Source organism: Deinococcus planocerae (genome assembly GCF_002869765.1).
GTDB lineage: Bacteria > Deinococcota > Deinococci > Deinococcales > Deinococcaceae > Deinococcus > Deinococcus planocerae.
Genome location: NZ_PNOR01000006.1, coordinates 36,967 through 62,195 on the forward strand (window position 1 = coordinate 36,967; position 25,229 = coordinate 62,195).

Annotated in this window: 31 protein-coding genes and 1 tRNA gene; 8 read left to right on the top strand and 24 right to left on the bottom strand. The window is 71.1% G+C overall.

The window, feature by feature from the left end; genetic code table 11:
• Positions 1-9: 9 nt before the first annotated feature.
• On the bottom strand, positions 10-159 hold the full coding sequence (locus A7B18_RS04645; RefSeq protein WP_245872742.1) for a hypothetical protein: 150 nt from the start codon (positions 157-159) through the stop codon (positions 10-12).
• A gap of 41 nt (positions 160-200) precedes the next feature.
• Complete coding sequence (locus A7B18_RS04650; RefSeq protein WP_102125526.1) at positions 201-1,043, bottom strand: peptidylprolyl isomerase; 843 nt, start codon at positions 1,041-1,043, stop codon at positions 201-203.
• Positions 1,044-1,118: 75 nt separating this feature from the next.
• On the opposite strand from A7B18_RS04650, the gene cmk reads away from it, so the two are divergent.
• On the top strand, positions 1,119-1,748 hold the full coding sequence (gene cmk, locus A7B18_RS04655; protein WP_102125635.1) for a (d)CMP kinase: 630 nt from the start codon (positions 1,119-1,121) through the stop codon (positions 1,746-1,748).
• Positions 1,749-2,244: 496 nt separating this feature from the next.
• Here the strand turns inward: cmk and A7B18_RS04660 are convergent, their stop codons facing one another.
• The 6 genes from A7B18_RS04660 to A7B18_RS04685 form a co-directional block, all read right to left on the bottom strand.
• Complete coding sequence (locus tag A7B18_RS04660) at positions 2,245-3,690, bottom strand: S8 family peptidase (RefSeq protein WP_102125527.1); 1,446 nt, start codon at positions 3,688-3,690, stop codon at positions 2,245-2,247.
• Between the two features lie 9 nt (positions 3,691-3,699).
• Complete coding sequence (locus A7B18_RS04665) at positions 3,700-5,358, bottom strand: hypothetical protein (RefSeq protein ID WP_102125528.1); 1,659 nt, start codon at positions 5,356-5,358, stop codon at positions 3,700-3,702.
• 321 nt (positions 5,359-5,679) lie between these two features.
• Positions 5,680-6,978, bottom strand: coding sequence for a M16 family metallopeptidase (locus A7B18_RS04670; protein WP_102125529.1), 1,299 nt, complete (start codon positions 6,976-6,978; stop codon positions 5,680-5,682).
• The gene (locus A7B18_RS04675; protein ID WP_102125530.1) at positions 6,975-8,237 is read right to left on the bottom strand and encodes a M16 family metallopeptidase; all 1,263 of its coding nucleotides are present in this window, start codon (positions 8,235-8,237) and stop codon (positions 6,975-6,977) included. Before A7B18_RS04675 ends, A7B18_RS04670 begins: the two co-directional genes overlap by 4 nt.
• Before the next feature lie 43 nt (positions 8,238-8,280).
• On the bottom strand, positions 8,281-9,210 hold the full coding sequence (locus tag A7B18_RS04680; protein ID WP_102125531.1) for an RluA family pseudouridine synthase: 930 nt from the start codon (positions 9,208-9,210) through the stop codon (positions 8,281-8,283).
• An 11-nt stretch (positions 9,211-9,221) separates the two neighbouring features.
• On the bottom strand, positions 9,222-9,680 hold the full coding sequence (locus A7B18_RS04685) for an arsenate reductase ArsC (protein WP_102125532.1): 459 nt from the start codon (positions 9,678-9,680) through the stop codon (positions 9,222-9,224).
• A gap of 81 nt (positions 9,681-9,761) precedes the next feature.
• Between A7B18_RS04685 and A7B18_RS04690 the strand changes: the two genes are divergently transcribed.
• Positions 9,762-10,277, top strand: a complete 516-nt coding sequence (locus A7B18_RS04690) for a M23 family metallopeptidase (RefSeq protein WP_102125533.1) — start codon at positions 9,762-9,764, stop codon at positions 10,275-10,277.
• 6 nt (positions 10,278-10,283) lie between these two features.
• On the opposite strand, the gene A7B18_RS22445 is transcribed toward A7B18_RS04690, so the two are convergent.
• From A7B18_RS22445 to A7B18_RS04705, 3 genes are read right to left on the bottom strand one after another with little or no spacing between them, the layout of a single operon-like run.
• Positions 10,284-11,234 (bottom strand): class I SAM-dependent methyltransferase, encoded by a 951-nt coding sequence (locus tag A7B18_RS22445; RefSeq protein WP_180970017.1) that lies wholly within the window; start codon positions 11,232-11,234, stop codon positions 10,284-10,286.
• Positions 11,144-11,884 (bottom strand): nucleoside deaminase, encoded by a 741-nt coding sequence (locus A7B18_RS22450; protein ID WP_102125535.1) that lies wholly within the window; start codon positions 11,882-11,884, stop codon positions 11,144-11,146. Before A7B18_RS22450 ends, A7B18_RS22445 begins: the two co-directional genes overlap by 91 nt.
• Before the next feature lie 29 nt (positions 11,885-11,913).
• Positions 11,914-12,519: a GGDEF domain-containing protein gene (locus A7B18_RS04705; RefSeq protein ID WP_102125536.1), complete on the bottom strand. Its 606-nt coding sequence runs from the start codon at positions 12,517-12,519 to the stop codon at positions 11,914-11,916.
• A 260-nt stretch (positions 12,520-12,779) separates the two neighbouring features.
• On the opposite strand from A7B18_RS04705, the gene groES reads away from it, so the two are divergent.
• On the top strand, positions 12,780-13,067 hold the full coding sequence (gene groES / locus A7B18_RS04710; RefSeq protein WP_102125537.1) for a co-chaperone GroES: 288 nt from the start codon (positions 12,780-12,782) through the stop codon (positions 13,065-13,067).
• 32 nt (positions 13,068-13,099) lie between these two features.
• The gene (gene groL / locus A7B18_RS04715) at positions 13,100-14,740 is read left to right on the top strand and encodes a chaperonin GroEL (RefSeq protein WP_102125538.1); all 1,641 of its coding nucleotides are present in this window, start codon (positions 13,100-13,102) and stop codon (positions 14,738-14,740) included.
• A gap of 54 nt (positions 14,741-14,794) precedes the next feature.
• Here groL and A7B18_RS21250 read toward each other — a convergent pair whose 3' ends face one another.
• From A7B18_RS21250 to A7B18_RS04730, 4 genes are read right to left on the bottom strand one after another with little or no spacing between them, the layout of a single operon-like run.
• Positions 14,795-15,112: a hypothetical protein gene (locus tag A7B18_RS21250; protein WP_146009455.1), complete on the bottom strand. Its 318-nt coding sequence runs from the start codon at positions 15,110-15,112 to the stop codon at positions 14,795-14,797.
• A complete protein-coding gene (locus A7B18_RS04720; RefSeq protein ID WP_219722090.1) occupies positions 15,113-15,358 on the bottom strand; it encodes a hypothetical protein in 246 nt (81 codons plus the stop codon).
• A 35-nt stretch (positions 15,359-15,393) separates the two neighbouring features.
• Positions 15,394-15,828 (bottom strand): PIN domain-containing protein, encoded by a 435-nt coding sequence (locus A7B18_RS04725; RefSeq protein WP_102125539.1) that lies wholly within the window; start codon positions 15,826-15,828, stop codon positions 15,394-15,396.
• On the bottom strand, positions 15,825-16,208 hold the full coding sequence (locus A7B18_RS04730) for a helix-turn-helix domain-containing protein (RefSeq protein ID WP_102125540.1): 384 nt from the start codon (positions 16,206-16,208) through the stop codon (positions 15,825-15,827). Before A7B18_RS04730 ends, A7B18_RS04725 begins: the two co-directional genes overlap by 4 nt.
• A gap of 89 nt (positions 16,209-16,297) precedes the next feature.
• Here A7B18_RS04730 and A7B18_RS04735 point away from each other — a divergent pair, with 89 nt between their 5' ends.
• Entirely contained in the window at positions 16,298-16,825 is a 528-nt protein-coding gene (locus A7B18_RS04735) for a P-loop nucleotide/nucleoside kinase family protein (protein ID WP_102125541.1), read from the top strand.
• A gap of 49 nt (positions 16,826-16,874) precedes the next feature.
• Here A7B18_RS04735 and A7B18_RS04740 read toward each other — a convergent pair whose 3' ends face one another.
• The 3 genes from A7B18_RS04740 to trmH all read right to left on the bottom strand — a co-directional run bounded on the left by A7B18_RS04740 (position 16,875) and on the right by trmH (position 19,797).
• Positions 16,875-18,119 (bottom strand): 2,3-bisphosphoglycerate-independent phosphoglycerate mutase, encoded by a 1,245-nt coding sequence (locus A7B18_RS04740; RefSeq protein WP_102125542.1) that lies wholly within the window; start codon positions 18,117-18,119, stop codon positions 16,875-16,877.
• A gap of 116 nt (positions 18,120-18,235) precedes the next feature.
• Entirely contained in the window at positions 18,236-19,054 is an 819-nt protein-coding gene (locus A7B18_RS04745; protein ID WP_102125543.1) for a TerC family protein, read from the bottom strand.
• A gap of 92 nt (positions 19,055-19,146) precedes the next feature.
• Complete coding sequence (gene trmH, locus A7B18_RS04750) at positions 19,147-19,797, bottom strand: tRNA (guanosine(18)-2'-O)-methyltransferase TrmH (RefSeq protein WP_102125544.1); 651 nt, start codon at positions 19,795-19,797, stop codon at positions 19,147-19,149.
• Between the two features lie 108 nt (positions 19,798-19,905).
• Here trmH and A7B18_RS04755 point away from each other — a divergent pair, with 108 nt between their 5' ends.
• Both A7B18_RS04755 and A7B18_RS04760 read left to right on the top strand, forming a co-directional pair.
• Entirely contained in the window at positions 19,906-20,808 is a 903-nt protein-coding gene (locus A7B18_RS04755; RefSeq protein ID WP_102125545.1) for a peptidoglycan-binding domain-containing protein, read from the top strand.
• 86 nt (positions 20,809-20,894) lie between these two features.
• The gene (locus A7B18_RS04760) at positions 20,895-21,131 is read left to right on the top strand and encodes a hypothetical protein (RefSeq protein ID WP_102125546.1); all 237 of its coding nucleotides are present in this window, start codon (positions 20,895-20,897) and stop codon (positions 21,129-21,131) included.
• 65 nt (positions 21,132-21,196) lie between these two features.
• Here the strand turns inward: A7B18_RS04760 and A7B18_RS04765 are convergent, their stop codons facing one another.
• Positions 21,197-21,427 carry a hypothetical protein gene (locus A7B18_RS04765; RefSeq protein WP_102125547.1) on the bottom strand — a complete coding sequence of 77 codons (231 nt, stop codon included), beginning with the start codon at positions 21,425-21,427 and terminating at the stop codon, positions 21,197-21,199.
• Between the two features lie 48 nt (positions 21,428-21,475).
• Entirely contained in the window at positions 21,476-21,646 is a 171-nt protein-coding gene (locus A7B18_RS04770; protein WP_180970018.1) for a hypothetical protein, read from the bottom strand.
• Positions 21,647-21,843: 197 nt separating this feature from the next.
• Here A7B18_RS04770 and A7B18_RS04775 point away from each other — a divergent pair, with 197 nt between their 5' ends.
• On the top strand, positions 21,844-22,215 hold the full coding sequence (locus A7B18_RS04775) for a DUF1499 domain-containing protein (protein WP_146009456.1): 372 nt from the start codon (positions 21,844-21,846) through the stop codon (positions 22,213-22,215).
• 60 nt (positions 22,216-22,275) lie between these two features.
• Here the strand turns inward: A7B18_RS04775 and A7B18_RS04780 are convergent.
• The 4 genes from A7B18_RS04780 to lpdA all read right to left on the bottom strand — a co-directional run bounded on the left by A7B18_RS04780 (position 22,276) and on the right by lpdA (position 25,192).
• A tRNA-Arg gene (locus A7B18_RS04780) sits at positions 22,276-22,352 on the bottom strand.
• Positions 22,353-22,422: 70 nt separating this feature from the next.
• The gene (locus A7B18_RS04785) at positions 22,423-23,049 is read right to left on the bottom strand and encodes a hypothetical protein (RefSeq protein ID WP_102125549.1); all 627 of its coding nucleotides are present in this window, start codon (positions 23,047-23,049) and stop codon (positions 22,423-22,425) included.
• Positions 23,046-23,735 (bottom strand): hypothetical protein, encoded by a 690-nt coding sequence (locus tag A7B18_RS04790; RefSeq protein ID WP_102125550.1) that lies wholly within the window; start codon positions 23,733-23,735, stop codon positions 23,046-23,048. Before A7B18_RS04790 ends, A7B18_RS04785 begins: the two co-directional genes overlap by 4 nt.
• A gap of 53 nt (positions 23,736-23,788) precedes the next feature.
• Complete coding sequence (lpdA, locus tag A7B18_RS04795) at positions 23,789-25,192, bottom strand: dihydrolipoyl dehydrogenase (RefSeq protein ID WP_102125551.1); 1,404 nt, start codon at positions 25,190-25,192, stop codon at positions 23,789-23,791.
• Positions 25,193-25,229: the final 37 nt, after the last annotated feature.

Here is a 25,229-nt window from a genome sequence, read left to right on the forward strand (position 1 = left end):
CTAGGTCCCTCAGGCGTCGGCCAGCCTGCGGAACAGCTCGTCGTACTCGTCGAGGATGCAGTCGCGGCCCTGGGCGAAGCGGACCCGGCGTTCCAGGCTCCCGGCATAAGCGTCGTCCTGGGCCGGAGGGGTGAGAGCGGCGGCGCCCCGATCCTCCACCTCGGCCTCCCTGCTGCCGCGCTCCTTCAGCTCCCCGGCGCTCAGCCCTTCGTCAGAATCCGCACGGTGAGGATCTTGTCGGGGGTGACGCCCTCGATGGGGGCCTCCTGGCCGCCGCTCGTGTCGGAGGTGCGGGTGAGCTTGGGCAGCACGTCCTCGCCGCGCACGACCTTGCCGAAGATGGTGTGCTTGCCGTTGAGGAAGTCGGTGGGCGCGAAGGTGATGAAAAACTGCGAGCCGTTCGTCGCCGGGCCGCTGTTCGCCATCGCCAGGATGCCGGGGCCGTCGAAGGTCAGCCGGGTGCGGAACTCGTCGGCGAAGGAGTAGCCGGGGCCGCCCGTGCCCCACTCGGCCCTCTTGCTCTCGTCCACGCTCCCCGGGTCGCCCGTCTGCGCCATGAAGCCCTCGATCACCCGGTGGAAGCGGATGCCGTCGAAAAAGTGGTTGCGCGCGAGCGTCACGAAGTTGTTCACCGTGACGGGCGTCTCCTGCTCGTACAGGTCGGCGAGAATCTGGCCCCGGTCGGTGTCGATCAGGGCGTAGTAGTCCTTGCCCTCTTGCAGGCTCAGGGCGGGCTCGGACTTGAACTCGCGCACCGGCTTGTCGCTGAGGAAGGGCACCAGCGTGTACCCGGCGGGAACCGGGCCGGGCTGGGTGACCGCCGGGGTCTGCGCCGCTGAGGTCTGGGCCGCCGAGGTCTGGGCGGTGTCGGGCTTCGCGGCAGTCTCGGTACTCCCGGTCTGGGTCTCCCCCTCCGGCGTCTGGGTGCTCCCGCTCTGGACGGTCTCGGTCTGCTCGGTCTGGGTGTCGGTGTTCGCCGCGTTCCTCTCCTGGCAGGCGGTCAGGGCGAGGAGGGCGGTCAGGATGAGGGCGGCCTGTTTCACGGGGGCAGTCTAGAGCGTTTGGGTGAGGAACGCCGGACGCGGCCCGGGGGCGGGGTCATCTCCTACACTGGGCGGATGATCGTGACGATTGACGGCGTGGCCGCCAGCGGCAAGTCGAGCGTGGCGTCGGGCGTCGCGCGGGCGCTGGGCATTCCCTACGTCAGCAGCGGCTTCCTCTACCGCGCGGCGACCCTGCTCGCCCTGGAAGCGGGCCTGAGGCCGGACGACCCGGCGGCCCTCCTCGCCCTCCTGCGCGGGCGGCCCCTGCGGCTCGAACCCCTCGCGGGGGGCAACTGGGTGTGGCAGGGAGAGCGCGACCTGACCCCGGGGCTGCACTCCTCGCGGGTGGACGCCGCCGTGAGCGCGGTCGCCCGCCTCCCCGAGGTCCGCGCGTGGGTGGACGCCGAGCTGCGCGGCCTGCCCGCCCCCTTCGTCGCCGAGGGGCGCGACATGGGCACGAACGTCTTCCCGCACGCGGACGCCAAGTTCTACCTCACCGCCAGCCCGCGGGTCCGCGCCGAGCGCCGGGCCCAGGAACGCGGCGAAGACGCTGACGCTACCCTGGCGGCCCTCACCGAACGTGACCGCCGCGACGCCGCCCAGAGTGCCCCCGCCCCGGACGCCCGGGTGATCGACACCGGCCCGCTGACGCTGGAGGGCGTGATCGAGGCGGTGCTCGCCGGGCTGCCCGCCCGGACGGCGTAGCCCGGACGCCCAGCGCCCCGGGGAGACGGGCACGACCCGTAGCCGGAAGGTCACGGTGCCGACCCGCCCCACCGCCTCGCCGTCCAGCGGCAGGCGCACGAGTAGGTCGCGCTCCGGGTCGGTGAGCTGCACGAGCAGGGGCGCGGCGGGGGGCAGCGTCAGCGAGGCGGTGCCGTCCGCGCCGCTGCGGGCGAGCAGGGGACGGCCCGGCAGGGGCAGCGGACGCCCCCCCACGCCCCGCCCGAAGAGCTGCATCAGCACCCCCGGGCGGGGCCCCCCCGCGTCGCTCGCGGTGAGGACGACGCGGACCTGGGGTGCGGGGAGGGGCGGCTCGCCGGGCGGCTGGGGCGGCGGGACGACACTCAGCAGCAGCGCGGCCAGCAGGGCGGGGAGGGTCAAGGGCGGGCTCCTTTCCGAAAGGGCGAAGGCGGGGGACTTCGAGGATGATCCCCCCGCCCCCCGCCCCCTGTTGTCGCTCGTCAGGCTGGTCGCCCGTCTACCGCAGCGACTCCTGCGCGTACTGCACGGCTGCCGCCGCGTCCACGATGCCGTAGCCGAAAAAGCCCCCGGTCGGGTAGTCGGGCTTGCTGTTCTGGCCGGTGATCGTGCTGTTCGCGCTCCAGGTGAGCACCTGCCGCACCTGCTCGGGGGTGATGCCGGGCCGGGCCTGGTAGATCAGGGCGACGACGCCGGTCGCGTTCGGCGCGGCCATCGAGGTGCCCTGGAGGAAGGCGTAGGGGTTGTTGGGAGCCTGCGAGCGCGGCACGGTGGAGAGGATCGTGCCGCCGGGCGCGGCCACCGTCACGTAGTTCCCCGAGCTGGAAAAGGCGGTGCGGCGGTTGTCGTTGCTCGTCGCTCCCCCGCCGATCACGCCGGGAATCTCGGTGCTGTACGAGACGGGCCACGACGGGCGGTTGTTGTCACGGTAGGAGTTGCCAGCCGAGAAGACGTAGGTCACGCCCTTGGCGGTGCCGTACTCCAGCACGTCCCGGAAGGCGCGGGTGCGCTGGCTGCCGCCCCAGGAGTTGTTCACGACCTGTGCCCCGCAGTCGGCGGCGTACTTCAGCGCGCGGGCGAGCATGTAGTTCGTCCCGCCGAAGTACCCGAGCCCGCGCAGCGCCATGATCTTGGCCTCGGGTGCGACGCCCACCACGCCCTGCCCGTTCGCGGCGGCGGCGATGGTGCCCGAGACGTGCGTGCCGTGGCCGCCCGTGTCGGACGGGTCGGCGTCGTCGTCCACGAAGTCGTAGCCGTTCACGCCGGGGCAGGTCGTGGAGGAGGGGTTGGGGTTTTGCCACAGGTTGGGGGCGAGGTCCGGGTGCCCGAGGTCGACGCCCTGGTCGATCACCGCCACGACCACGCCCTTGCCGGTAAAGCCCGCGTCCCACGCGGCGGGGGCCTGCACGCGGTAGATGCTCCAGAGGTACTTCTCGTTCGTGTAGGCCGTCCGCCCGTTCGCCGATTGGGCGGCGGTCACGTCGAAGGGATTCTTGCCGTTCGCGTCCACCGGGCTGTTGACGAAGTAGGGATCGGTGACGCCCGCCGTGAAGCCGGTCGCCGCCGCGCGCAGCCCGCCCGTGCGCACACTCTGCGTGGCGAGGGAGACGCTCTCGGCCCCCGGGCTCTCGACCCGGTAGTTCGGCTCGGCGTACTCGACGCCGCTCTGACCCGCGTAGCGCTCGGCGTAGGCGGCCTCCTGGCCCTCGGGCACCGACACGAGCGCGAGGCGGCCCCAGCCGTCACTCGCCGTGGCGGAGAGCACCCGCGTGTTGCTCAGGGGCTGCACGCTCGCCGCCGTCAGGCCCGACCTGTACTTCACGACGATCTGGCCGGGCATCAGCGCGCCGGAGGGGGCGGCCCCGTCCGTGGTGGTCGTGGGCTGGGTGCCGCAGGCGGCGAGCAGGGCCGTCAGCCCCAGGAGAGAAAAGAACCGTTTGTTCATGGACGCTCCTCAGTTCCCGGTCTTGAAGATGAATTCCTGGCTGTCCGCGCTGCGGTAGCCCGTCTCCTGAAGCCGCTGGTAGGCCGCGCCCGGCAGCTCGAAGCGCTGCGGCACCTGCCCGGTCGCCTGCACGACGCCCGCCGCGACCTGCCCGCGCCAGGTGTTGAGCACGCTCTGGGGGCCGCGCGCTTTCAGCGTGCCCGCGCTCTTCCAGCGGGCGGCCTCGGCCCTGAGCGGGTCCTTGCCGATGTAGTCGAGCAGCTCGGTGCTGTCGTCGGTGCTGACCTGCCACACATAGTCGGCGTTCGCCTCCAGGGTGAGCGGCACCTGGACGCTGGTGTTCGTCGTGTAGCCGACCCAGACGGGCGTGGCGCCGGTCTCGGTCAGGCGGTACAGGCCCACGGCGTAGGTCTTGGCCCGCTCCACGCCGTTCCAGCTCAGGGTGGGCGTGCGGGAGGCGCCCTCCTCCTCCTGGCCGGGCGTCTGCGGCGCCGGAATCCCGATGAAGTCCGCCGTCAGCGCGTCGCCCAGGTTGTTGCCGTCGCGCCACGCGGTGAAGGAGGAGGTGCCCGTCGCGGTCTGGCCGTCGGCGCTGGAGCGAAACAGGCTGGTCTCGACCGTCACGTTCTGGGCGACGTTCCCCTCCGCGAGCTTGACCACGCGCAGGTCGTGGCTGCCCGCCGGATTCAGGGTGTAGTACTGCCCCAGCGGGAAGGTGCCCGAGGTGATCGCGGGCTCGAAGGCGGGCGAGGTCAGCACGTCGAAAATCGCCCCGGTGGGCTTGTCGACCGCCGCCGCGTCGTAGCGGATGGGCTGGGTGGTCACCCGCGGGTTGGTGGCGGGGTCGAAGTCCTCCAGCGTGATGTCGCGCGTGTCGGTCGCGCCGCTCGTGAAGACCGGCACCTCGGGGAGGTACTGGAACTTGCTCCAGAAGACCGAGGCCGAGGTCTCGCTCTCCTCGCCGCCGTCGAAGTTCCCGGCCCACATCGCGCCGGACACGGCGTTGAGGTTCTGGGTGGTCTGCACCGGCAGCAGGTAGCGGCCCTGGGCGTCCGTGCGGACGACGCGGCTGCCACCGTAGATGACCAGTCCCGTCTCGCCCGGCTGCGGCAGCGTCGCGAACGCGGCGGCGAGGTTCGGGATCGCCGAGAACTCGGTCGCGCAGTTGTCGTACAGCGGGCGGGGAACCCGCTGCCCGCCCGACACGGGCACGACCGCCAGGGCGTTGCTCGCCACGGGCTGCCCGTTCGTGTCCTGCACGGTCCCGGTGACGCAGCCGCGCCGGGGCGCCGCGCCGGGCAGCGCCGCCGACGGGCGGGTGGTGCCGAGGTAGATGCTCAGCTCGCCCGCGGCCCCGTACGGCGAGCGGTACGCCTCCAGCGGCACGTTGGCGTACGTGGAGGCGTAGAGGTTGGAGCGCGCGGGGGGCTCGACCGTCAGGGTAAAGGCCTGCGCCGCCCGGGCCGCGTTCAGCTTCAGGCTGAACCGTCCGTCGGGGCCGGTGATCGCGCTTTGCGTCGCGTCTCCGAGGCTCGCCGTCACCCGGGCGCCCTGCACGGGGGCCCCGCCCGCCGTGGCGCTGGCGAACACGTTGCCCTGAAGCGTGGTCTCCTGGGTGGTCGGCTGGGGCGTTCCGCAACTGCTCAGGGCGAGAAGACCCGAAACCAAGACTGTGGCTGCCGCTCCTGTTCTCATGATGCCTCCGAATGAGAGAACGAGTCCAACGTGGGGGTTGGACGAACAGAAAAGTACCGCTCTACCGTGTCTCCGGTGAGGGCGATACTAGCGTTCCACCTGCCTAGATGCAAGATTTCCCACGCGCCTGTCAGCCTCAGCTCATCTTTCGTGAGAGCGTTTCCCTTCGCCTGTGATGAGGAGAGCTGAGAGAAGGCTAAGCTTGCCAGGGGTCACTCGGTAACGAAAAACTGTCCTATGCGCTTTGGACACGGTATAAGATGAAGCTCCCCCTCATCTTACTCATGCGTCGGCTCAGCTTCTCGCTGCGGGCGGATGGGGAGCGGCTGAGGTGTCTGGGATGACCCCCCGCAGCCCCTCGACCGGCCCGAGCGCGACGACCGTCGGGCGGGTGAGGGGACACAGTTCGAGCACGGCCCGGACCTCCGCCGCCGTGACGCGCGCGAAACGGTCCACGAGTTCGGCGGTGCTCACCGGGCGGCCCAGGGCGAGGTGCTCCATGCCGAGGGCGAAGAGGCGGCCCTGGGGGGTCTCGGCGCGCAGCAGGGTGCCCACCGCGAGCTTGCGGGCGACGCGGCGCACGGCGGCGTCGGTGACGGCCTCCCCGGCCCCCGCCAGCACGTCACGGTAGCGGTCGAGCACCGTCTGGGCGCGCTCCGGGTCGCAGGAGAAGCCGCCCTCGAAGGTCCCGGCCTCGCGGTACTCCAGGTGGGCGAGGTCGGCCCCGTCGGCGAGCCCGGTGTCGAGGAGCGCCCAGTGCAGCAGGCCGTTCTCGCCGCCGACCAGCTCGGCGAGCACCACGGCGGCCTCGCGCAGGGGGTGGGCCGCGCCGAGGCCGGGCAGCGCGAGCGCCACCTGCACCCGGGCGAGATTGGGGTCGCGGACCGTCCGCACCGTGCCGGGGTGCCGCGGCGTGGGGAGGGGCGTGGGCGCGGCGGGGGTCCCGGCGGGCCAGCCCGTCAACTCCGCCTGGGCCCAGGCCAGCACCCGGGCGGGGTCGAAGGCGCCCACCACCGTGAGGGCCACCCGCCCGGCCCCGTAGCGCTCGCGGTGGTTGCGGGCGAGCGCCTCGCGGGTCAGGGCGCCCACCGTCTGTGGCGTGCCCAGCACGAGGTGGCCGAGGGGGTGGTCTCCCCAGTAGTCCGCGTGCAGCTCGTCCGCGGCGCGCACGACGGGCTGCTCGGCGTACATGGCGATCTCCTCGAGGATCACGCCGCGCTCGGGCCCGATGTCCTCCGGGCGCAGGGCCGGGCGCATCAGCTCGGTCAGGGTGCCCAGCAGCTCGCCCTCCTGCTCGGGGAGGGTCGCCGCGTGGTAGACGGTCGCCTCCTCGCTCGTGAAGGCGTTCGCGTTGCCCCCGAGGTCGTCGAGGCGTTCGTTGAGTTCGGCGGCGCCCACCCCTTCCGAGCCCTTGAACATCAGGTGTTCGAGGAAGTGCGAGGCGCCCAGTTCGTCGGGGCGCTCGTCGCGCGAGCCTGTCGCCACGAAGTACCCGGCGGCGACGGTCTGCGCCCCCGCGTCGGGCTCCAGCAGCAGGGTCAGGCCGTTGTCGAGGACGTGGGTGAGCGTGTTCGGGGCAGTTCCGGCAGTCATGGGCGGGGCTCCTGCGGGCCGAGGGTCACGACGGTCGCATGCTCGGCGGGGTGGTACTCGGCGAGAAAGGCGTTCACGTCCTCCAGGGTGAGGGCGGCGAGCTGCGTTCTGAGTTCGGCCACGCTCCTCACCCGCCCGAAGACGGCCACGTCGCGGGTCAGGCTCGTCGCGCGGGCGCGGGCGCTCTCGGCCCCGAAGACGACGCTGGCGGTCAGGCCCGACCGGGCGCGGCCAAACTCCGCCTCGGTCAGGCCCTCCGGCAGCCGGGCGAGTTCGGCGAGGAGGACCTCCAGCGTCTCGGGAGCGCGCGCCGGGGTGCTCCCCGCGTACGCCGTGAGAAAACCCCGCCCCCCCAGCACGACGGGCGAGGCGCTGACCTGATAGGCGAGGCCGCGTTCCTCGCGCACGGCGTGGAAGAGGCGGCTGGCACTCCCGCCCGACAGCGCCGTCAGCGCGACCTGCCAGGCGAGCCAGTGCGGATCACGCGGGGCCACACCGGGGGCCGTCACGCTCAGGTGCGTCTGCTCGGCGTCCTCGTCGGGAAGGTGGGCGCGCCCTCCAGCCTGGAAGCGGGCGGGCACGCCCTCGTCGTCCCCCGGGCGCCACCCGGCGAAGGTCCGCTCGGCGAGGGCGCGCACCTCCCCCGGCTCGGCGTCCGCCACGAGGCCGAGCACGCTCCCCCGGGTGCCGTAGCGGGCCAGGAAGGCGCGCAGGCCGGGCGCGGTGAGGGTCGCCAACCCCTCGGTCGTGCCGCTCGCCGGGTGGGCGAAGCCCGCGAACGGGGACTGCGCCGGGCGGGAAAAGGCCACCCGCCGCGCCTGCACCGCGAGGCGGTCGGGCGGGCTGTCCTCCAGCCCCTCCAGGTCCTGCCGGGCGAGGTCCACGAGGACGGGCAGTTCGGAATCGGGCAGTTCGGGGCGCAGCACCAGGTCGGCGGTGAGGGTCAGTGCCCCGGGCAGGTCGCCCGCCAGGCCGCTCATCCCGACCCGCGTCGCCTCGGGGCCCACCCCGCCGCCGCGCCGCACCCCGAGGTCGTCGAGGGCGTCCTGAAGCTTGCGGGCGTCCCGGCCCCCCGCCCCCTTGTAGAGCCACTCCTCCAGCACGCCCGCCGAGCCCTCCTGGCCCACGGGGTCGTGGGCGCTGCCCACGGGAACGCGCAGGTCGAAGGCGAAGCCCGGTCCCCGGCGGCGCTCGAACGCCACCCTCAACCCGCCCTCCAGGGTCCACACGTGCGCCCCAGGCGCGGTCAACGTCGTCACCGGGGGAGTCTAGCGCCCCGCCGCGGGGAGACCGGGAGCGAGGTCACGGGGCCGGGGCGCGGGCCTCCTCCCCCGTGCGGAGTTCGGGAGGCGGCGGGGCGTGCAGGGTGAGCGGCTTCCCCGTCAGCGGGTGCGTGAAGGCCAGCCGCCCCGCGTGGAGGAGGTACCCGCCGTCCCCGGGGAGGCCCGGCAGGCCCGGCAGCACCCCGCCGCCCGGCCCGTACAGGGGATCGCCGACGAGGGGGTGACCCAGGGAGGCGAGGTGAATGCGGATCTGGTGGGGCCTGCCCGTGCGGATGTCCACCTCGAAGAGGGTCGCGCCCTCCCGTGGCCGCCGTTCGAGGACCCGGGCGTCGCTGCGCGAGGGCTTGCCCGCCGGGCTGGCCGCGTACACGGTGCCCAGCCGGGGGTGCGGCACCGGGCCGATGGGGGTGGAGATGGGGAACGTCTCCCGCTCGGCGAGGCCGGAGGCGAGCGCCCGGTAGCGCTTCTCCACCGCGTGCTCGCGCCACGCCCGGGCGAGGGTGGAGGCCGCCGCGGAGGTACGCGCGAAGAGCACCAGCCCGGAGGTGCCGCGCCCCAGACGGTGCAGGGGGCTGGCCTCCGGGAAACGCTCACGCACGACGCTCAGCAGCGTGTGTTTCAGGAAGCCGCCGCCCGGCACGGTGGGCAGCCCGCCCGGCTTGGCGACCGCCACGAGGGAGTCGTCCTCGTGGACCACCTCGAAGGCGAGGGGCACGGCCTCCTCCTCCCACGGGGGGCGCCGCCATTCGAGCCACTGCCCTGGCCGCAACCTTTCGTCCGCCCGGCCCACGGTCACCCCGTCCAGGCTGACCTCGCCGCCCTCCAGCCGCGCCCGCCACTCTCCCTCGGTGGAGTGCCCGTACTGCCGGGTCAGGTACGCGAGGACGGTCTGGCCCCCGGCGCGCGGCCCGAGCTGCTCGCGGTAGGTGTAGCCGCCGTTGAGGGCCATGTGGGGAGCCGTCAGGACACCGGGACGGCGGGACCTTCCGGGGACGTCGGCCCGGGCGTTCCCTCCCGCCATCCCTGCACGAAGGCCGTGAACTGCGGGGCCACCGCGTCGCGCACCTCCCGCCAGCGCTCCAGGCTGCCGCCCGAGGGGTCGGCGAAGGGGAAGGGGCGGCGGGTCGTCCGGGCGGGATCGACGGGGCACGCCTCGGCGGCGAAGTCGCAGACCGTGATCACATGGTCGAAGTTCTGCGGGTCGGGCACGTCCCACAGCGTCTTGCTCGTGTGCCCGTCGAGGCTCAGCCCCAGCTCCGTCATGACGGCCCTCGCGCCCTCCTTCACGCGGGTCGCCTCGGTTCCCGCGGAGTGCACCTCCAGCGCCACCCCGAGTTTGCGCGCGGCGTGGCGGGTCAGGGCCTCCGCCATCCGGGAGCGGGCGGAGTGGTGGGTGCACAGGCTCGGGACGCGCTTCACGCCCGGAGCATACCGCCTCCCGATGGTAAGAACGCTCACCAGGACGGCGAATCTCTCATCCCCGCGCCCGATGCTGGGGGCGTGCGCCGTCTGCTCCGCCTCGTTCTCGTCCTCGCCCTGCTCGCAGGGGTCGCGTACCTGCTGTGGCCCACCCTTCAGAACGCGTGGCGGTTCGTCTCGCTGACGACCTCTCCCGCCCCGGCGGAGGGCACCCTCCCGAACCCCCTGCCCGGCCAGGATTTCGTGGACACCTGGGGCGCGGCCCGGAGCGAGGGGCGGCGCCACGAGGGGGTGGACATCTTCGCCCCGCGCGGCACGCCGATTCGCGCGACCACCCGCGGCGTGGTGCTGGGCGTGGGCGAGAACCGCCTCGGCGGGCGCACGGTGATGATCCTCGGCCCCGGCGGGCAGCGGCACTATTACGCGCACCTCGACCGCTACGCGGACCTCCGGGAGGGCCAGTGGGTCGAGGCGGGCGACGTGGTGGGTTACGTCGGCGACAGCGGGAACGCGCGGGGCACGCCGCCGCACCTGCACTACGGGATCTATACGGCGGGCGGGGCGATCAATCCCTACCCGTTCTTGCAGCAGGAGTAGGACGGCTCAGGGCTTTTTCGTCGCCAGGATCACGCACTCCCGGCGGCTGACCGGCACCTCGGCGCAGAGCAGGTGCGGGTGCGCGAAGAGTCGGTCGCGCTCGGCGTCGCCACCGTGCAGGGATTCGGGCACAGACGCGGGCGGGCTGAAGTTGTCGAGCACGAGCACCCCGCCGGGGCGCAGGGCGGCCACGAGCCGTTGCAGGCTCTCCGTCTCGCGCTTGGCGGGCGCGCAGTCACTGAAGATCAGGTCGAAGGGACCGTGTGCGAGGGCTTCCCGCCAGTCGCCGCCCAGCACCTCGGCGCGCGGGTCGTCTCCCAGGATGCGGCGGGCCACCCCCGCCCGTTTGGGGTCGAGTTCGGCGGTGACGAGCCGGGCCGTGTCGTCCATTCCCGCCAGCAGCCACGCCGCCCCCACACCCGTGCCCGTGCCGAGTTCGGCGAGCCGCCCGCCGGGGCGCGAGGCGGCCAGCGTCCGCAGCAGTCGCCCCGCCTCCAGGCTGCACGAGCGGTCGAAGCTCAACCGCCCCGCCTCCGAGAGCGCCGCCCGCACCCGGTCCGGGAGGGCCAGGGCGGGGGGCGTCTCCCCCGTCGCCTCCAGCACCTGCCTGAGCTGCACGTCGTTCGCCCAGGGCAGCGAGCGCGGGTTGATCCAGGCGACGGGGCGGCCTTCCGGGCTGGGTTCGAGGGAGAGCAGGCGGGCGGGGAAGCAGAGTACCCCGCCGTCGAGGGTCACCGCTTCCTCCGTCACCTCCACCCGCGCCCCGCACTCCTCCCACGCCTCGCGCTCGGCGGCCTGCGCGCCCGTCTCGCCGGGATCGATGCCGCCGCCCGGCAGCGTCCACCCGCCCCCCTCCAGGCCCACCATCAGCACCCGGCCCCCGTGCTCGACCCAGACGCAGGCACGGCCCGTGCGGTGGGGTGAGGGGGAGAGGTTGGGCCGTGGCGCGGAGGGCACACGAGCACCGCCAGCGCCTCGTCCAGGTCCGCCCCACGGGAGCGCAGGGCGCGGAGGGTGCCCCCTGCCCACAGGCCCTCCGCGTGGGCGAAATCGTCGGCGTGGACGGCAAAGGAGCGCAGCACGGGATCGTCCGGCGAATTCCACGACTCCATGAATCCCGCTAGGGCCAGGCGCAGCGCCGCCCGTATTACCCCCTCCGGCGCCCGGCCCACCCGAATCCCCTTGCGTGACACATAGGGATCGTGGGTGAGGATGTGGGTCGAACCCGCCCACGGGTCGGGGGCCGCGTACTCCAGCGCGCGCAGACCGCTCATGGCGACCGCCCCCGCGCACTGCGGGCAGGGCTGCACGGTCGTGAGCAGGGTCCAGGTGCGGACCTCCGCGCGGGGCGTGTGGGCGAGGTCGAGCAGCGCGTTGATCTCCGCGTGCGCGAGGTCGTGCCCGCTGATCACGCCGCCCGCCACCCCCCGCGGCTCGCCCAGCCGGTTGCGCCCGCGCGCGATGACCTCGCCCCGGGCGTCCACCACGACCGCGCCGATGGGGTAGGAGCCGTGGAGGTAGGCGGTCCAGGCTTCGAGGAGGGCGGCGTGCCAGCCGACGGTCAGTGGTAAGTGGTGAGTGGTCAGTGGACCGCCTGCCTCTCCCATTGACCACTCACCGCTGCCCACTTCCCCCCTCACAGCGCCCCCCGGTGCCGCTCGATCAGGTCGTCGAGCGCCTCGCGCAGGAGCGAGGCCTCGGTGCGGCCCAGCGCCCCCGAGAGCTTGGCGAGGCGTTCGAGCTGGCTCTTGGGGTAGTAGTTGCTCTTCAGGACCATCTTGCTCTCCACGTAGATGCACGCGCGGCCCCGGCCCTCGCGTTTGGCCCTCAGCAGGGCCTCGTCGGCGGCGCGGGACAGGTCGGCGTAGGTGTGGGCGTGGGCGGGCCGGGCGGCGAGGCCCACGCTCAGCCCCAGCGTGCGCGGCCAGTGCGGGTCACGGTGGATGTGAAAGTGCCGGATCACCTCGTCGAGGAGGATCAGCGCCGTCTCGGGCGTGGTCTCGGGCAAAAGCGCCGCGTACTCGTCTCCCCCCAGCCGCCCGACGATGCTCCCCGTCGGCAGGCTGCCCGACAGCAGCCGTTCGAGGCTGCGCAGCGCCCGGTCCCCTTCCGCGCGCCCCAGCGTGTCGTTGAGCGTCTTGAAATGGTCGAGGTCGAGCACGGCCAGCGTCACCGGCGCCCCCCCCAGCCCGTCGAAGGCCGCCTCGAAAGCGGCGCGGTTCAGGATGTCGGGTCGGGGCATCCCCTCTCCCTCCCGGTCAGACAATCATCAGGACGGGCCATACGTATAGCTTAACAACATATATACGTCGTGGCTATGATACACTTCACGGCGAGGGGAAAGGCGCGTGCCAGACGGGCTTGAGCGTGCCAGACTCAAATTCTCACACTACGGCAGTTGACATTTTTCGCCCGTTGCGCCTAGCATTGCGTCTGGAACGGCAAAAACCGCCGGGCAGCCCGGCTGGCGCCGCCACATCCCACTTCACAGGAGGTACACCCATGTTGAAACCATTGGGCGACCGCGTTCTCGTTGAGATCATCGAAGAAACCGAGCAGAAGACCGCCGGGGGCCTGTTCGTCCCCGACACCGCCAAGGAGAAGAGCCAGCGTGGCCGGGTCATCTCCGTCGGCAACGGCAAGATGCTCGACAACGGCACGCGCGTCGCGCTGGATGTCAAGGAGGGTGACACGGTGTACTTCGCCAAGTACGGCGGCACCGAAGTCAGCCTCGACGGCAAGAACTACTCCATCCTCAACGAGCGCGACATCCTCGCCATCGTCGAGTAATTCGCACCCACATCACTTCAGGAGGACCTCACATGCCCAAGCAACTCGTCTTTGATGAAAACGCCCGCCGCAGCCTCGAGCGCGGTGTGAACGCCGTCGCCAACGCCGTCAAGGTCACCCTCGGGCCGCGCGGACGCAACGTGGTGATCGAGAAGAAGTTCGGTAGCCCCACGATCACCAAGGACGGCGTGACCGTCGCCAAGGAAGTGGAGCTGGAGGACAAGCTCGAGAACATCGGCGCCCAGCTTCTCAAGGAAGTCGCCTCCAAGACCAACGACATCACGGGTGACGGCACCACGACCGCCACCGTGCTCGGTCAGGCCGTCGTGAAGGAAGGTCTGCGCAACGTGGCCGCCGGGGCAAACCCGCTGGCGCTCAAGCGCGGCATCGACAAGGCCGTCGCGGTCGCCGTCGAGGAGATCAAGCAGCTCGCCGTGCCCGTCGAGGACAGCGACGCGATCAAGAAGGTCGCGGGCATCTCGGCCAACGACGAGCAGGTCGGCCAGGAAATCGCCAACGCGATGGACAAGGTGGGCAAGGAAGGCGTCATCACCATCGAGGAGTCCAAGGGCTTCGACACGGAAGTCGACGTGGTGGAAGGGATGCAGTTCGACAAGGGCTACATCAGCCCCTACTTCATCACCTCGCCCGACACGATGGAGGCCGTGCTCGAAGACGCCTACATCCTGATCAACGAGAAGAAGGTCTCCTCGCTTAAGGACCTGCTCCCCGTGCTGGAAAAGGTCGCGCAGACGGGCCGCCCCCTTTTGATCATCGCCGAGGACGTGGAGGGCGAGGCGCTCGCCACCCTGGTCGTGAACAAGCTGCGCGGCACGCTGAACATCGCCGCCGTGAAGGCCCCCGGCTTCGGTGACCGCCGCAAGGAGATGCTGCGCGACATCGCCGCCGTGACGGGCGGGCAGGTCGTGTCGGAAGACCTCGGGCACCGCCTGGAGAACGTCGGCATGGACATGCTGGGCCGCGCCGCGCGCATCCGCATCACCAAGGACGAGACCACCCTCGTGGACGGTCGCGGCAACCAGGCCGAGATCGATGCCCGCGTCAACGCGATCAAGGCCGAACTCGACACCACCGACTCCGATTACGCCCGCGAGAAGCTGCAAGAGCGCCTCGCCAAGCTGGCGGGCGGCGTGGCCGTGATCCGCGTGGGCGCGGCGACCGAGACCGAACTCAAGGAGAAGAAGCACCGCTACGAGGACGCGCTCTCCACCGCCCGCTCGGCGGTCGAGGAAGGCATCGTCGCGGGCGGCGGCACCACGCTGCTGCGCGTGATCCCCGCCGTGCGCAAGGCCGCCGAGAGCCTGGAGGGTGACGAGGCGACGGGGGCGCGCATCCTGATCCGCGCCCTGGAAGAGCCTGCCCGCCAGATCGCCGCGAACGCGGGCGAGGAAGGCAGCGTCATCGTCAACTCGGTCATCAACTCCGACAAGCCCCGCTTCGGCTTCAACGCCGCGACGGGCGAGTACGTGGACGACATGGTGCAGGCGGGCATCGTGGACCCCGCCAAGGTGACCCGCACCGCCCTTCAGAACGCCGCGAGCATCGGCGCGCTGATCCTGACCACCGAGGCCATCGTCTCCGACAAGCCCGAGAAGGCGTCGGCGGCCCCCCAGGGCGGCGGTGCCCCCGATATGGGCGGGATGGACTTCTAAAGCTCAAGCAGCACCAGGGAGGCCGGGGCGTGATGCTCCGGCCTCTTTCATTTCCTATCGATGGGAAAAGTCGTTCGGCGAGACGAAATATTCGGAGCCATATGCACTCGGGTAAGCAACGATGTTCTGCCAGTACTCCTGTCGCCCTAAGCCCGAGGTATGAAGGTCCCGCATCGTCAAGTCCTCTTCGAATTGCAAGCCGTCGTCTGAAACCCTTGAGTACACGTCTACATAAGCGGGTAAGGGACCGCCGTTTTGCAGAAGAATAGTCAGGAGGCTTAATCCGTCATCGCGCGTCAAGAGAGTATCTCCATCTTCAGTTGACATCACGCGGTGGGTCGCCAGAAAGGCTTCTACGTCTGACTTGAGCATCTAGCCTTCCCGTTGGCGGTCGAGCGGCTGACGACGTACCGCTCCCAAACCGTCACCACGTGTTTGGTCCCATAGAGCACCGTCCTCACTCGCCTGCCACTCCTCCCCCGCTGCCCGGTATTCCTCCTCCAGCATCCGGTCCTGAAGCAGATTGAAAGCGACCCGCAAGACCTCGCCGCGACCTCTCAAACCGTACTTGCGTCGGTAGCGGTCCAGCCAGGCGATGTCTGCGGCAGGAAGCCTCACGGTCACCTCTGTCTCCTTCATCTCCGTCCTTGTGATCACGAGGAAGGATCGCCCCCGAGCGCCTCGGGCGTCTTGACCGGCATTTTCAACGCCTTTCCCGCCGCCAGCACCCGGGCATCCCGCGTGACGAGCGCATCCGCCTGGGCAGAGTACAGCAGGTCGAGCAGATGCCAGTCGTTCGGGTCGCTCAGGGAAGGCCAGGCGTTGCGGGGGACCGGGGCGTGATACTCACCCAACAGGAGCAGGTTGGCCGCCGCGGCGAACGCCGTGCCCGAAGAGATGCCCAGCCGCGCCACGCTGGGGTAATCCAGAACGCGCCCGACTTCGAGCAGCAACTCCTCGCCGAAGACCAGTTGCGTCTCACGGGTGCGGAACTCGTACCAAACGCGGGCGAGGGTCGTCTCCCGACCCTGGGCATAGGCGGCAACGGCACTCAGGAGGCACTGGGTGTCGAGGATCAGACGTCTCAAGAGTCGGGAAAACGCTTCCTGATCTCAGCGGCGGTGGGAGGCGGCAGAACCTCTCCAGCAGGCGACCTCCGTTGCCGAACCGCCTCGACCGCCTCCGCGATGGCGGCCTCCACCTCCTCCTCGCCTCGTTCGGCGAAGGCGCGCTCCAGAGCCAGCAGGCCCGCACCGATCCCGAAGAGTTGGGCGGCACGCTCCGAACCGAGCCAACGCGCAAGATCGTTCGCCGTGATGCGGTACTGCTTGCGCTCCCTGCCTCCAACCTCGACCGCTGACAACTCTCCAGCGACGATCCTGCGCCGAATGGTCTCCGGCGTCACCCGCAGGACTGCCGCCACTTCAGCCAGGGTGAAGACGGTTTGTGGGGTGGGGACAAGGGCCACGTGACAACTTTAGCAGAACAGCCAAAATAGCCACAAGACGTAACTTCCGGGTGACGTGCCCACGTGAGCCCCGTCCTACATTTCTCCATGTGGCGCCCTCCCTCCTCGTCGTCTCCGGCCTGCCCGCCTCCGGCAAGACCTACCTCGGCTCGCGGCTGGCGCGGGAGCTGGGCTGGCCCTTCGTGAGTAAGGACGAGTACAAGGAGCTGCTGCACGAGGCGCTGCCGGAGCTGACCCGGGCGCAGGCCGGGCCGCTGAGCTTCGGGATCATGTACCACGCGGCGGGGGTGATTCTGGCGGCGGGTGGGAACGTGGTGCTGGAGACGCACTTCTACCGGGGGTTGAGCGAGCCGAAGATTACGGCACTCGCGCAGGCTCACGCGGCGCGGGTCGTCCAACTCTTCTGCGAGGCGCCCCTCCCCGAGCTCAGGCGGCGGCACGCCGAGCGGGTGGCGACGGGCGAGCATCCCCACATCCACCAGCCCTTCGCCCACGAGGAGCTGCCCGAAAACGCCTGCTGGTCCCCCCTGGCGCTGAACGCCCCGCTGCTCCGGGTGGACACGACGACGCCCCTCGCCCTCCCCGACCTCACCCGCTGGATACGGGAACAGACTTGAGGGAGGAGGCCCCACCCGGAGCCCTCCCCCCCTCATTCACTGCGACTCCCTACGCCCCGTACTTCTGCAATTTCAGCGCGTTCGCCATCAGCAGCGGCATGATGTCGGTGCCGCGCCGCAGGCCCAGGCTGCCCCGCTGCGCCTCCTCCTCGGTGTAGCGCGCGGCGAGGTCCTTACGCCCGTAGTCGCTGCGGATCAGGAGGGGGACCGGGTGCCAGGAGTGGCTTTTGAGCTTGCTCGGGGTGGAGTGGTCGCCCACGATGCAGAGCACGTCGGGCTTGAGGGCCAGCAGGTCGGGGAGCAGGGCGTCGAACAGCTCGATCTTGTGGACCTTCTCGGCGAAGTCGCCGTCCTCGCCGGTCGAGTCGGTCTTCTTGACGTGCCAGTAGAAGAAGTCGTACTTGGCCCAGTTCTCGGTGAGGGCCCTGACCTTGCCCTCCAGTGCGTCCTCCTCGCCCTCGACGGGGAGGATGTCCATGCCGACGAGGCTCGCAAGGCCGCGGTACATCGGGTAGGAGGCGATGCAGGCCGCGCGAAGGCCGTAGATGTTGGCGAAACTGGGGAAATGCGGCACGTCGCTGTAGCCGCGGAAGAGCACGCCGTTGACCTCGGGCTCACCTTGCAACGCCGCCTCCGCCCGCTGCACGAAGGTGTTCACGAGGTCGGCGGTGGGCGCACTCGTCGTGTCCCCGGCGACGGCGAGCATGGGCTGCACGCCCGTTACCTGGGGGTCCACGTCGCTGATGTTCGCGCCGAGCCCCTGCCCCGCCTCGTCGAGCCCGCGCGAGCGGAAGACGACCACGAAGCGGTGCTCGCTTTCGGTGTAGACCTCGACCGGGGTGCCCCCTATCTCGGGAATGGCCTCGCGCAACCTCGCGACGATCTCGGCGTTCTTCTCGTTGGAGGGGCGCCCGGCGCGGCGGTCCTCAATCACGCGGCCCTTGCCCAGGGTGGCGAAGTTGCCGCGCACGGCCACGTCCCCGGCATTCAGCCTCACCCCGATGCCGACCGCCGAGAGCGCCCCGCGCCCCACCACGTACTTCAGGGGGTCGTACCCGAAGAGGCTGAGGTGCCCCGGGCCGCTCCCCGGCGTGATGCCCGGCCCGACGGGCTCGATCAGGCCAAGTTGCGCCTCCACCGCGAGCGCGTCGAGGTTGGGCGTCTGGGCGGCGGCGAGTTCGGTCTCGCCGTTCGTCGTCAGCGGCAGGCCCGCCACCCCGTCGAGGACGACCATCAGGATTTTGCTGTCGGTCTTCTTCGCCAGGGGCCGGATGGTGTCGATCAGGTCGCTCATGGGGCGAGTGTAACCCGGTCCCAAAAGTCGGGGGGCCGGGGTGGCGGGGGAGCAAAGCACAGGGACCACCCCGCGCCGGAGGTGGCCCCCTGGGAGGGCGCGCGCAGAGGGAGAGCTCAGCGCCCGTCGATGCGCCCGTCGGCGGCGTCCACCACCATGTCGTCGATGGTGTGGACCACCCGCTCGGCCTTGGCCTCGGCGGCGGCTTCGGTCATGGCGGGCTTGCGGGTGGCGAGGAAGGTGCCGATGACGGCGATGGCCGCCATCACGGTCCAGAAGAGGGTCTGGGGCAGATGGAAGGTGGGCACCGCCGGGTAGACCTCGTGGGCGGCCTCCAGCGTCTCGACGCCGAGCTTGACGGCGATCCAGCCCACCAGGGCGTAGGCCACGTTGTCCATCGCCGGGTAGCGGTTGAGCACCCTGAGAAAGATCGTCGCCGCGAAGCGCATCAGGATCAGTCCGATGATGCCGCCGATCACCACGATGGTCAGGCCCTGCTGGGGCGGCATGTCGCGCGGGATGAGCGCCACCCCCGCCAGAATCGAGTCCACGCTGAAGGCGAGGTCGGTGAGGTTGAGCAGCACCACGGTCGCCCAGAAGCCGCGCCCCCGGGCCTTCCCCGCGCCGTCTTCCTCGGAGGTCTTGTGCTTCAGGAAGTGGCTGATGGCGAGGTAGGCGAGGTAGAGCGCCCCGAAGGCCCGCAGCCACCAGTATTCCAGCACGTACGAGGCGAGCAGCACGCCCAGGATTCGCAACACGACGGCCCCGCCGATGCCGTAGGCGAGCGCCTTGCGCTGGAGGTCCCCGGCGAGGTGCCGCACCATCACGGCGAGGACGAGGGCGTTGTCCGCCGAGAGCAGGCCCTCCAGCAAGACGAGGGTGCCGAGGATCGCCCAGGTCTCGGCGTTGAGGGGGGGCATTTCGAGTCCGAACATAAACACGCCAGTCTAGCCGCCCGCCCCGGAGGGAGTGGGACGCACGCAACACACGGAATGCAACGTCCGGGGAGGCGAGACCGACCGCGCCCTCAGCGCACGATCTGCCCCGCCTCGTCGAGCGCCGGGTAGGGTTCGCCGCGCCCGCGCAGGCCGGGGGCGAGCCCCGGGTACGCCCACTCGAAGGCGAGGCGGTCGAGTTCACCGGGAGAGAGCTGCGGCGTGTCGTACATCCCCGCCGCGAGGCGCTGCCGCTGGGCCTCGAAGAGGATGGTGGCGGCGGCGACCGACACGTTGAGGCTTTGCACCATGCCGAACATGGGGATCACGATGTTCGCGTCGGCGAGAGAGGCGGCCTCGTCCGACACCCCCCACTTCTCGGCGCCGAGCAGGACGCAGGTCGGGCGGGTGTAGTCGGGCTCGCGGTAGTCGAGGCTGCGCGTGCTGAGGTGGGTGGCGAGAACCTGCACGCCCTGCGCCTGCAACTCGCGCACGGCGCTCTCCGCGTCCGCGTGCCTGCGGACCTCCACCCACTTGTGGGCGCTGCCGCTCGTGGCGTCGAAGGTGGGCAATGACCCGCCCTTCGGGGGCACGGCGTGGGCGGTGAGCACCCCCACCGCGTCGCAGGTGCGCAGGATGGCGCTGAAGTTGTGGGGCTTGTGCACCTCGTCCATCAAGACGCCCAGGGTAGGCTGGCGCCGGCTCAGGACGCGCCGAATCTTCTCGTACCGCTCGGGGGTCATCAGGGGGCAGGGTAGCGCAGGGGCCGCATGGCGCAGACGACGCCACCCTCAATCCCGCCGGGTCGGGGCCTCAGCATCCGTCAGGTTGCGCGTGCTAGCACTACCCCTATGAGGCTCGCCCTGCCCCTCCTCGCCGCCCTGCTGCTTTGCCCTGCCCTCGCCGCCCCGGGCCCCGGGGACGTGGAGCGGGCCACCACGCGCGTCGCCCAGGCGCTCGACGGGGTGTTGCGGGGCTGCCCGACGAGTTTTGCCCGCATCGGCACCCCCGACAAGAGGTGCGTGGGGGCGGGCGGCACTGTCGAGGGCGTGCGGGTGCGGCTCGGCTCGGCCCTGGGGGCCGACCTCTACGGCGTGTGGCGCAGCCGCGACGAGCAGCGCAGCGTCTACAACTGGCTGCGCACCCCCGGCGGCTACGTCTACGTGCGCGTGCAGCCCGACCCCGACGGGCGCGCCCAGACCCTGGTCTACCTCGACCTGCCGCCCGGCAGCGTGGGCGCCACGGGCAACGGGAGCACGGGTTCGGCCACAGGCTCGGCGACGCCCTCCACCACCCCCCAGGGAGGCGTGAGCGTGCGTCGCCCCACCCCGGCCCCCGCCCCGGTCACCCCGGCGAGGCCCGCGCCCCGGGCTACCCCCCAGCCGACCGCGCCCGCCGCCCCGGCCCGCACCGCTCCCCAGCCGAGCCCGCAGGCGTCTGCCCCGGCCACCCCCTCTCCTGGCCCGTCCACGTCCGGGAACCTCGCGCCCGTGGCCTTCCGGCGAACCCTGCAACTCCAGGCCCAGCGGCAAAACGGAGCGGACGTCGAGGCCGTGCAAAACCGCCTGATCGCCCTCACGCGCCCGAGCGGCGGCGGGCGCGGCGACGGCTGGTACGGCCCGGTCACCGCCGCCACCGTGCGCGCCTTCCAGGCCTCCAACGGGCTGCCCGTCACGGGCCGGGTGGATCAGGCGACCTGGAATCTCCTCTTCAGCGGGGAGGCCCGGACCTTCCCCGCGAGCGCGATCCGCTAGACCACCGGGCCCGCCGGGAGGCCCCACCCGCTGAGCGTCGAGCGGGGCTCTTCTCCGTGTCGGGGCCGGAAGGGCTACCCTGGGGCATGGAAGAATTGCGAGGCCGGATCGTGGTGGGAGACGTCAGGCACGAGGAGCAGCATTTTGTCGTCGTGGGGGGCAGCGTGACCGAAGAAGACTTTGCCGCCCTGCGCCGCGCCGCCGCCGGGGACGGGCAGGTGCGGCTGAACACCGAGTACGGTCCCTGGCCCTTCCGCATCACGCGGGCGGACCCCGCGGCGGGTTCCTTCCACCTCGTCAGCCTGCCGGGCTCGGTGCGGTAGGCCGCGGCGCGGAACGGCGGCGGGCCCCGTCCGTCTCAGCAGGGCCCGTGTTCCGGCGAGGGGGCTCAGTCCTGCCGGGTCTCGCTGGGCAGGTTGGGGCCCTGGGCGTCGTCGCTCTTGACGTGCCCAAAGACGAACTCGTCGGAGGGCTCGGCCCCCTCCACCTCGCGGGCGCCGCGGCCCGGGCGGGCGTTCAGCTCCGCGATCTCCTGCTGGCTCAGGTCGGTGCTGTCCGCGGCGGGCACGTCACCGCCGTCCGAGTGCTGCTTTTGCTCGTTCTGCCCTTTGCTCGTCATGGCGGTCCTCCGGGGAAGAGTCGGGCGTGGTGGACGGGGGATCAGGCCTCAGCTCTTGCCGCCCTTGCCCCCGCCGCTGCTCTTGCCACCGCCCCCGGCGCCGCTCTGGCTGCCGTTGCGCCGTCCGTCGCCGTTTTTCTCGTCCGCGCTCCCCTTGTTGGCCCCCGGGTTGCGGCTGTGGTCGCGGTCGCCCTCGTTGTAGTTGTTTTTGTGGCTCATGGGGGCATCGTGCGCCCTCCTCTCCCGCAGCGGGTGAGGGGCAAATCAAGGTCGGGGCCGAAAGCTGGGCCCCGGCTACCATTGGGCCCCGCACCCCTCCCCGGCCAGGTGCCCGCCGCCGTCGAGTACCCTGAGGGGAAGAGGTCAGACGTGATGAAAGCAGCGCTGTGCGAGGCGGTCGGGGCAGGTCAGAGACGATGAGGAGACTGCTGTGGGTCCCGGTGTTGGTGCTGGCGGCGTGTGCCCCGCGGTTCCAGCCGCCCGTGACCTACGCCGCCTCACGGGCGCAGGTGCTGGCGACGGTGGCGCAGACCCTGGAGACGGACCGCCGGGCGCCGGGCGGCTGGAACATCGTGCAGCGCGACGAGGGCTACCTCAAGGCCGAGGCCCGCAGCCCGCGCGTGTTCGCTGACGGCCCGAATGCGGGCATCCGCGAGAGCGTGACCGTGATGGTGTCGGTGGCCGGAGACGAGACCGTCGCCACCGTCTCCATCAGCACGAGCCCGGCGGCGGCGTACGTGGACCGCAGGATCACGGCGGCGCTGGACGCGCGGTTCAAACGGCGCTGAATTCCTCACAAAGAGGAGAGCGGCAGGACGTGGTGGAAAACCAGCGTCCTGCCGCAGCGGTGGTGCACTCGACTGGAATCGAACCAGTGGCCTAGGGCTTAGGAGTCCCCCGCTCTATCCGACTGAGCTACGAGTGCGTAGCAGCCGGGAGTATAGCAGGGGCGGGACGCTCAGGAACATCCGGCCACGGGCGCGGGGCAGGCTCCCTCACTGGCTCGTGATCGGCGTCGGCACGTGCAGCTCGTAGCGTTGCAGGCCCTGGCTCTCCAGGCTGCGGCGGTAGGTGTCGCTCCCCAGGGGCAGGTAGACGTAGTGCTCGGCGCGGCCCCACCCCGGGTTCAGTTGCCAGCGCTGGATCATCTTCGGCTCGGCGGTGGTGAAGGAGACGTTCACCGCCCCGGAGGCGTAGACCACCCGGTCGTGGGTCATCAGGTTGAGGGCTTCGCCGGAGTCGCGGGCGCCGTCGCTGTTGCGGTCTTGCCACATCAGCCAGCGCAGGAAGAGGACGCGGGTGCCCGGAGCGCTGACCTGCACGCCCTCGGCGGCCCCAGGGATCAGGCTCTCCACCGGCTGCGCGAGGTTCGTCGGCCCCTGCCAGGAGGCCGGGTTCACGTTCACCGCCGTACTCGTGGCCCCCGCCGTGACGGCCTGCTGGAACACGCTCTCGCCCGACTCGGTGAGCAGGTTGAGGTAGACGGTCCCCCCGGCGGGCGCGGCGGGGTGCCGGACCTCCACCCCGGAGGGCAGCGGCGGGCGACCCCCGGTCGAGGACGACGAGCTGCCGCAGGCGGTCAGGGCGCCCGCGAGCAGGGCGAGCAGGGTCAGACGCTTCACTTCCGGCCTCCTTGCAGCCCCTGGCTGGTGAAGTAGTCGGTGGGCTCGTGCATCCGGATCGTCAGGGCCTCGTCGGCCTGGGGGACGCTGTTCATGGTCACGAGGTAGCGGTCCGGCGTGGCGGACGGTTGCAGGACGAGGTGGCGCACCAGCGACCACCCGGCGGCGCGCGTGCCTGTCTCGGTGCTGCGCCCGTCGGGGCTGACGAAGCGGTAGCCGAAGGCCTCGCTGGCGAAGCTGTAGAGGTCGTGGGTGTTGTACAGCTCCTCCTCCGCCGTGGGCCTGCCGTCGCGGTTCGCGTCCCGGAAGACCAGGAAGTACACGTTGCAGGTCTTGGCGGTCGGCGGCGTGACCGTGACCTCGCTCTTGCCTGCCGCCTCGCCCGTCAGGAAGGGGGTGGTGCAGCGGGGGTCGGCGGCGAGCGCCTTGAGCCCGTCGCCCCACAGCGAGAGGGTCGCCGTGCCCGGGCCCGTCGGGTAGCCCAGCCCCACCACGTTGACCGCGCCGCCGAGATAGGCGATGGCGGCGACCCTCACGTCCGTCATGTCGGTCGGCGCCGGGAACTGGAAGTTGAGCTGGACGGGCGGCTGGTAGGGCGGAGTCGGGCCGGGGCAGGCGGTCAGCAGCGAGACGCCCAGCCCGCCGACCGCCAGCAGGGTGAGGGATGGTCTTTGCGCAAATTTCATGGCCCCCTCACCGTACAGGACGAGGGGGCTACCCGTGGGCAAATGTGCGGCGCTCAGCGGTTCACGATGTGGATGGCCTGCCTGTGCACGGCCTCGGCGGCCTCCAGCACGCTCTCGCCGAGGGTGGGGTGGGCGTGGATGGTCAGGGCCACGTCGGTGGCGGTCGCCCCCATCTCCAGCGCGAGGCTCGCCTCCCCCAGCATGTCGCTGCCGTGCGCGGCGACGATGTGGACGCCGAGGAGCAGGTCGGTGTCGTGGTCCACGACCATCTTCACGAAGCCGTCGGTCTGCTGGAGGGTCATCGCGCGGCCCGACGCACTCAGGGGAAAGACGCCCGTGCGGACGTTGTAACCCTTGTCGCGGGCCTCGCCCTCGGTCAGGCCCACCCAGGCGAGTTCGGGGCTGGTGTACACGACGCCGGGGATGGCCACCGCATCCTGCGCGGCGGGCTTTCCGGCGATCACCTCGGCGGCGACCACGCCCTCCTTCATCGCCTTGTGGGCGAGCATGGGGTTTCCGGCCACGTCCCCGATGGCGAAGATGTGGGGCACGTTCGTGCGCTGCTGCACGTCGGCGGGGATGAAGCCGCGCTCGTTCTGGGCCACGCCCGTCACCTCCAGGTTCAGCCCGTCCAGGCGCGGGCGGCGGCCCACCGCGACGAGCACCCGGTCGAAGACCTCCGTGCGCTTCTCGCCGGTTTTCACGTTCTCGATCTCGACGTGAACGCCGTCGTCCTTCTTCACGGCGGAGTTCGCCTTCGTCTCAGTCTCGAACTCGATGCCCTGCTTTTTCATCGACTTGCCGAACTCCTTCACCGCGTCGGCGTCGGCGCCCGGGATGATCGTCGGCAGGAACTCGATGATCTTCACCTTCGAGCCGAGGTTGTTGTAGATGTGCGAGAACTCGAAACTGATCACCCCGCCGCCCACGCACAGCATCCGCGCGGGGATGGGGTCGGGCACGTTCAGGGCCCCCGTCGAGTCCACGATCTGCTGCTGGTCCACGTCCAGGCCGCGAATCTTGGCGGGCTCGCTGCCCGTGGCGATGATGACGTTCGCCGCCGTGTAGGTCTTGTCGCCGACCTTCACGGTGTGCGCGTCCACGAAACTCGCCTGCCCGACGAGGTGGGTGACCTTGTTCGCGCGGAAGAGGCCCGCCACGCCGCCCGTGAGCTTCTTGACGATGCCGTCCTTCCAGCCGTTGAGCTTCGCCACGTCGAGCTTCTGCTCGCCGAAGGTCAGGCCGAAGTCGGAGGCGTGGCGGGCGGCGGCCACCTGCTCGCCCGCGTGGAGCAGCGCCTTGGTGGGAATACAGCCGATGTTCAGGCACACGCCGCCCACCGCCTCGCGCTCGGCACACGCCGCCCGCAGGCCGAGCTGGGCCGCCCGGATCGCCGCGTGATAGCCGCCGGGACCCGCGCCGATCACGAGCACGTCGAAGTCGTAAGAGTTCGTCATGCGGGCAGTCTAAAGCGAGGGAAGGAGGGCGCCAGTA

Excerpts from the sequence above, each read along its gene's own strand:
- cmk (WP_102125635.1), top strand. The coding sequence starts at position 1,119 with ATGATCGTGACGATTGACGGCGTGGCCGCCAGCGGCAAGTCGAGCGTG.
- A7B18_RS04660 (WP_102125527.1), bottom strand. The coding sequence starts at position 3,690 with ATGAACAAACGGTTCTTTTCTCTCCTGGGGCTGACGGCCCTGCTCGCC.
- A7B18_RS04670 (WP_102125529.1), bottom strand. The coding sequence starts at position 6,978 with ATGACTGCCGGAACTGCCCCGAACACGCTCACCCACGTCCTCGACAAC.
- A7B18_RS04680 (WP_102125531.1), bottom strand. The coding sequence starts at position 9,210 with ATGGCCCTCAACGGCGGCTACACCTACCGCGAGCAGCTCGGGCCGCGC.
- A7B18_RS22450 (WP_102125535.1), bottom strand. The coding sequence starts at position 11,884 with ATGGGAGAGGCAGGCGGTCCACTGACCACTCACCACTTACCACTGACC.
- A7B18_RS04705 (WP_102125536.1), bottom strand. The coding sequence starts at position 12,519 with ATGCCCCGACCCGACATCCTGAACCGCGCCGCTTTCGAGGCGGCCTTC.
- groES (WP_102125537.1), top strand. The coding sequence starts at position 12,780 with ATGTTGAAACCATTGGGCGACCGCGTTCTCGTTGAGATCATCGAAGAA.
- groL (WP_102125538.1), top strand. The coding sequence starts at position 13,100 with ATGCCCAAGCAACTCGTCTTTGATGAAAACGCCCGCCGCAGCCTCGAG.
- A7B18_RS21250 (WP_146009455.1), bottom strand. The coding sequence starts at position 15,112 with ATGCTCAAGTCAGACGTAGAAGCCTTTCTGGCGACCCACCGCGTGATG.
- A7B18_RS04740 (WP_102125542.1), bottom strand. The coding sequence starts at position 18,119 with ATGAGCGACCTGATCGACACCATCCGGCCCCTGGCGAAGAAGACCGAC.
- A7B18_RS04745 (WP_102125543.1), bottom strand. The coding sequence starts at position 19,054 with ATGTTCGGACTCGAAATGCCCCCCCTCAACGCCGAGACCTGGGCGATC.
- trmH (WP_102125544.1), bottom strand. The coding sequence starts at position 19,797 with ATGACCCCCGAGCGGTACGAGAAGATTCGGCGCGTCCTGAGCCGGCGC.
- A7B18_RS04755 (WP_102125545.1), top strand. The coding sequence starts at position 19,906 with ATGAGGCTCGCCCTGCCCCTCCTCGCCGCCCTGCTGCTTTGCCCTGCC.
- A7B18_RS04760 (WP_102125546.1), top strand. The coding sequence starts at position 20,895 with ATGGAAGAATTGCGAGGCCGGATCGTGGTGGGAGACGTCAGGCACGAG.
- A7B18_RS04765 (WP_102125547.1), bottom strand. The coding sequence starts at position 21,427 with ATGACGAGCAAAGGGCAGAACGAGCAAAAGCAGCACTCGGACGGCGGT.
- A7B18_RS04770 (WP_180970018.1), bottom strand. The coding sequence starts at position 21,646 with ATGAGCCACAAAAACAACTACAACGAGGGCGACCGCGACCACAGCCGC.
- A7B18_RS04775 (WP_146009456.1), top strand. The coding sequence starts at position 21,844 with ATGAGGAGACTGCTGTGGGTCCCGGTGTTGGTGCTGGCGGCGTGTGCC.
- A7B18_RS04790 (WP_102125550.1), bottom strand. The coding sequence starts at position 23,735 with ATGAAATTTGCGCAAAGACCATCCCTCACCCTGCTGGCGGTCGGCGGG.
- lpdA (WP_102125551.1), bottom strand. The coding sequence starts at position 25,192 with ATGACGAACTCTTACGACTTCGACGTGCTCGTGATCGGCGCGGGTCCC.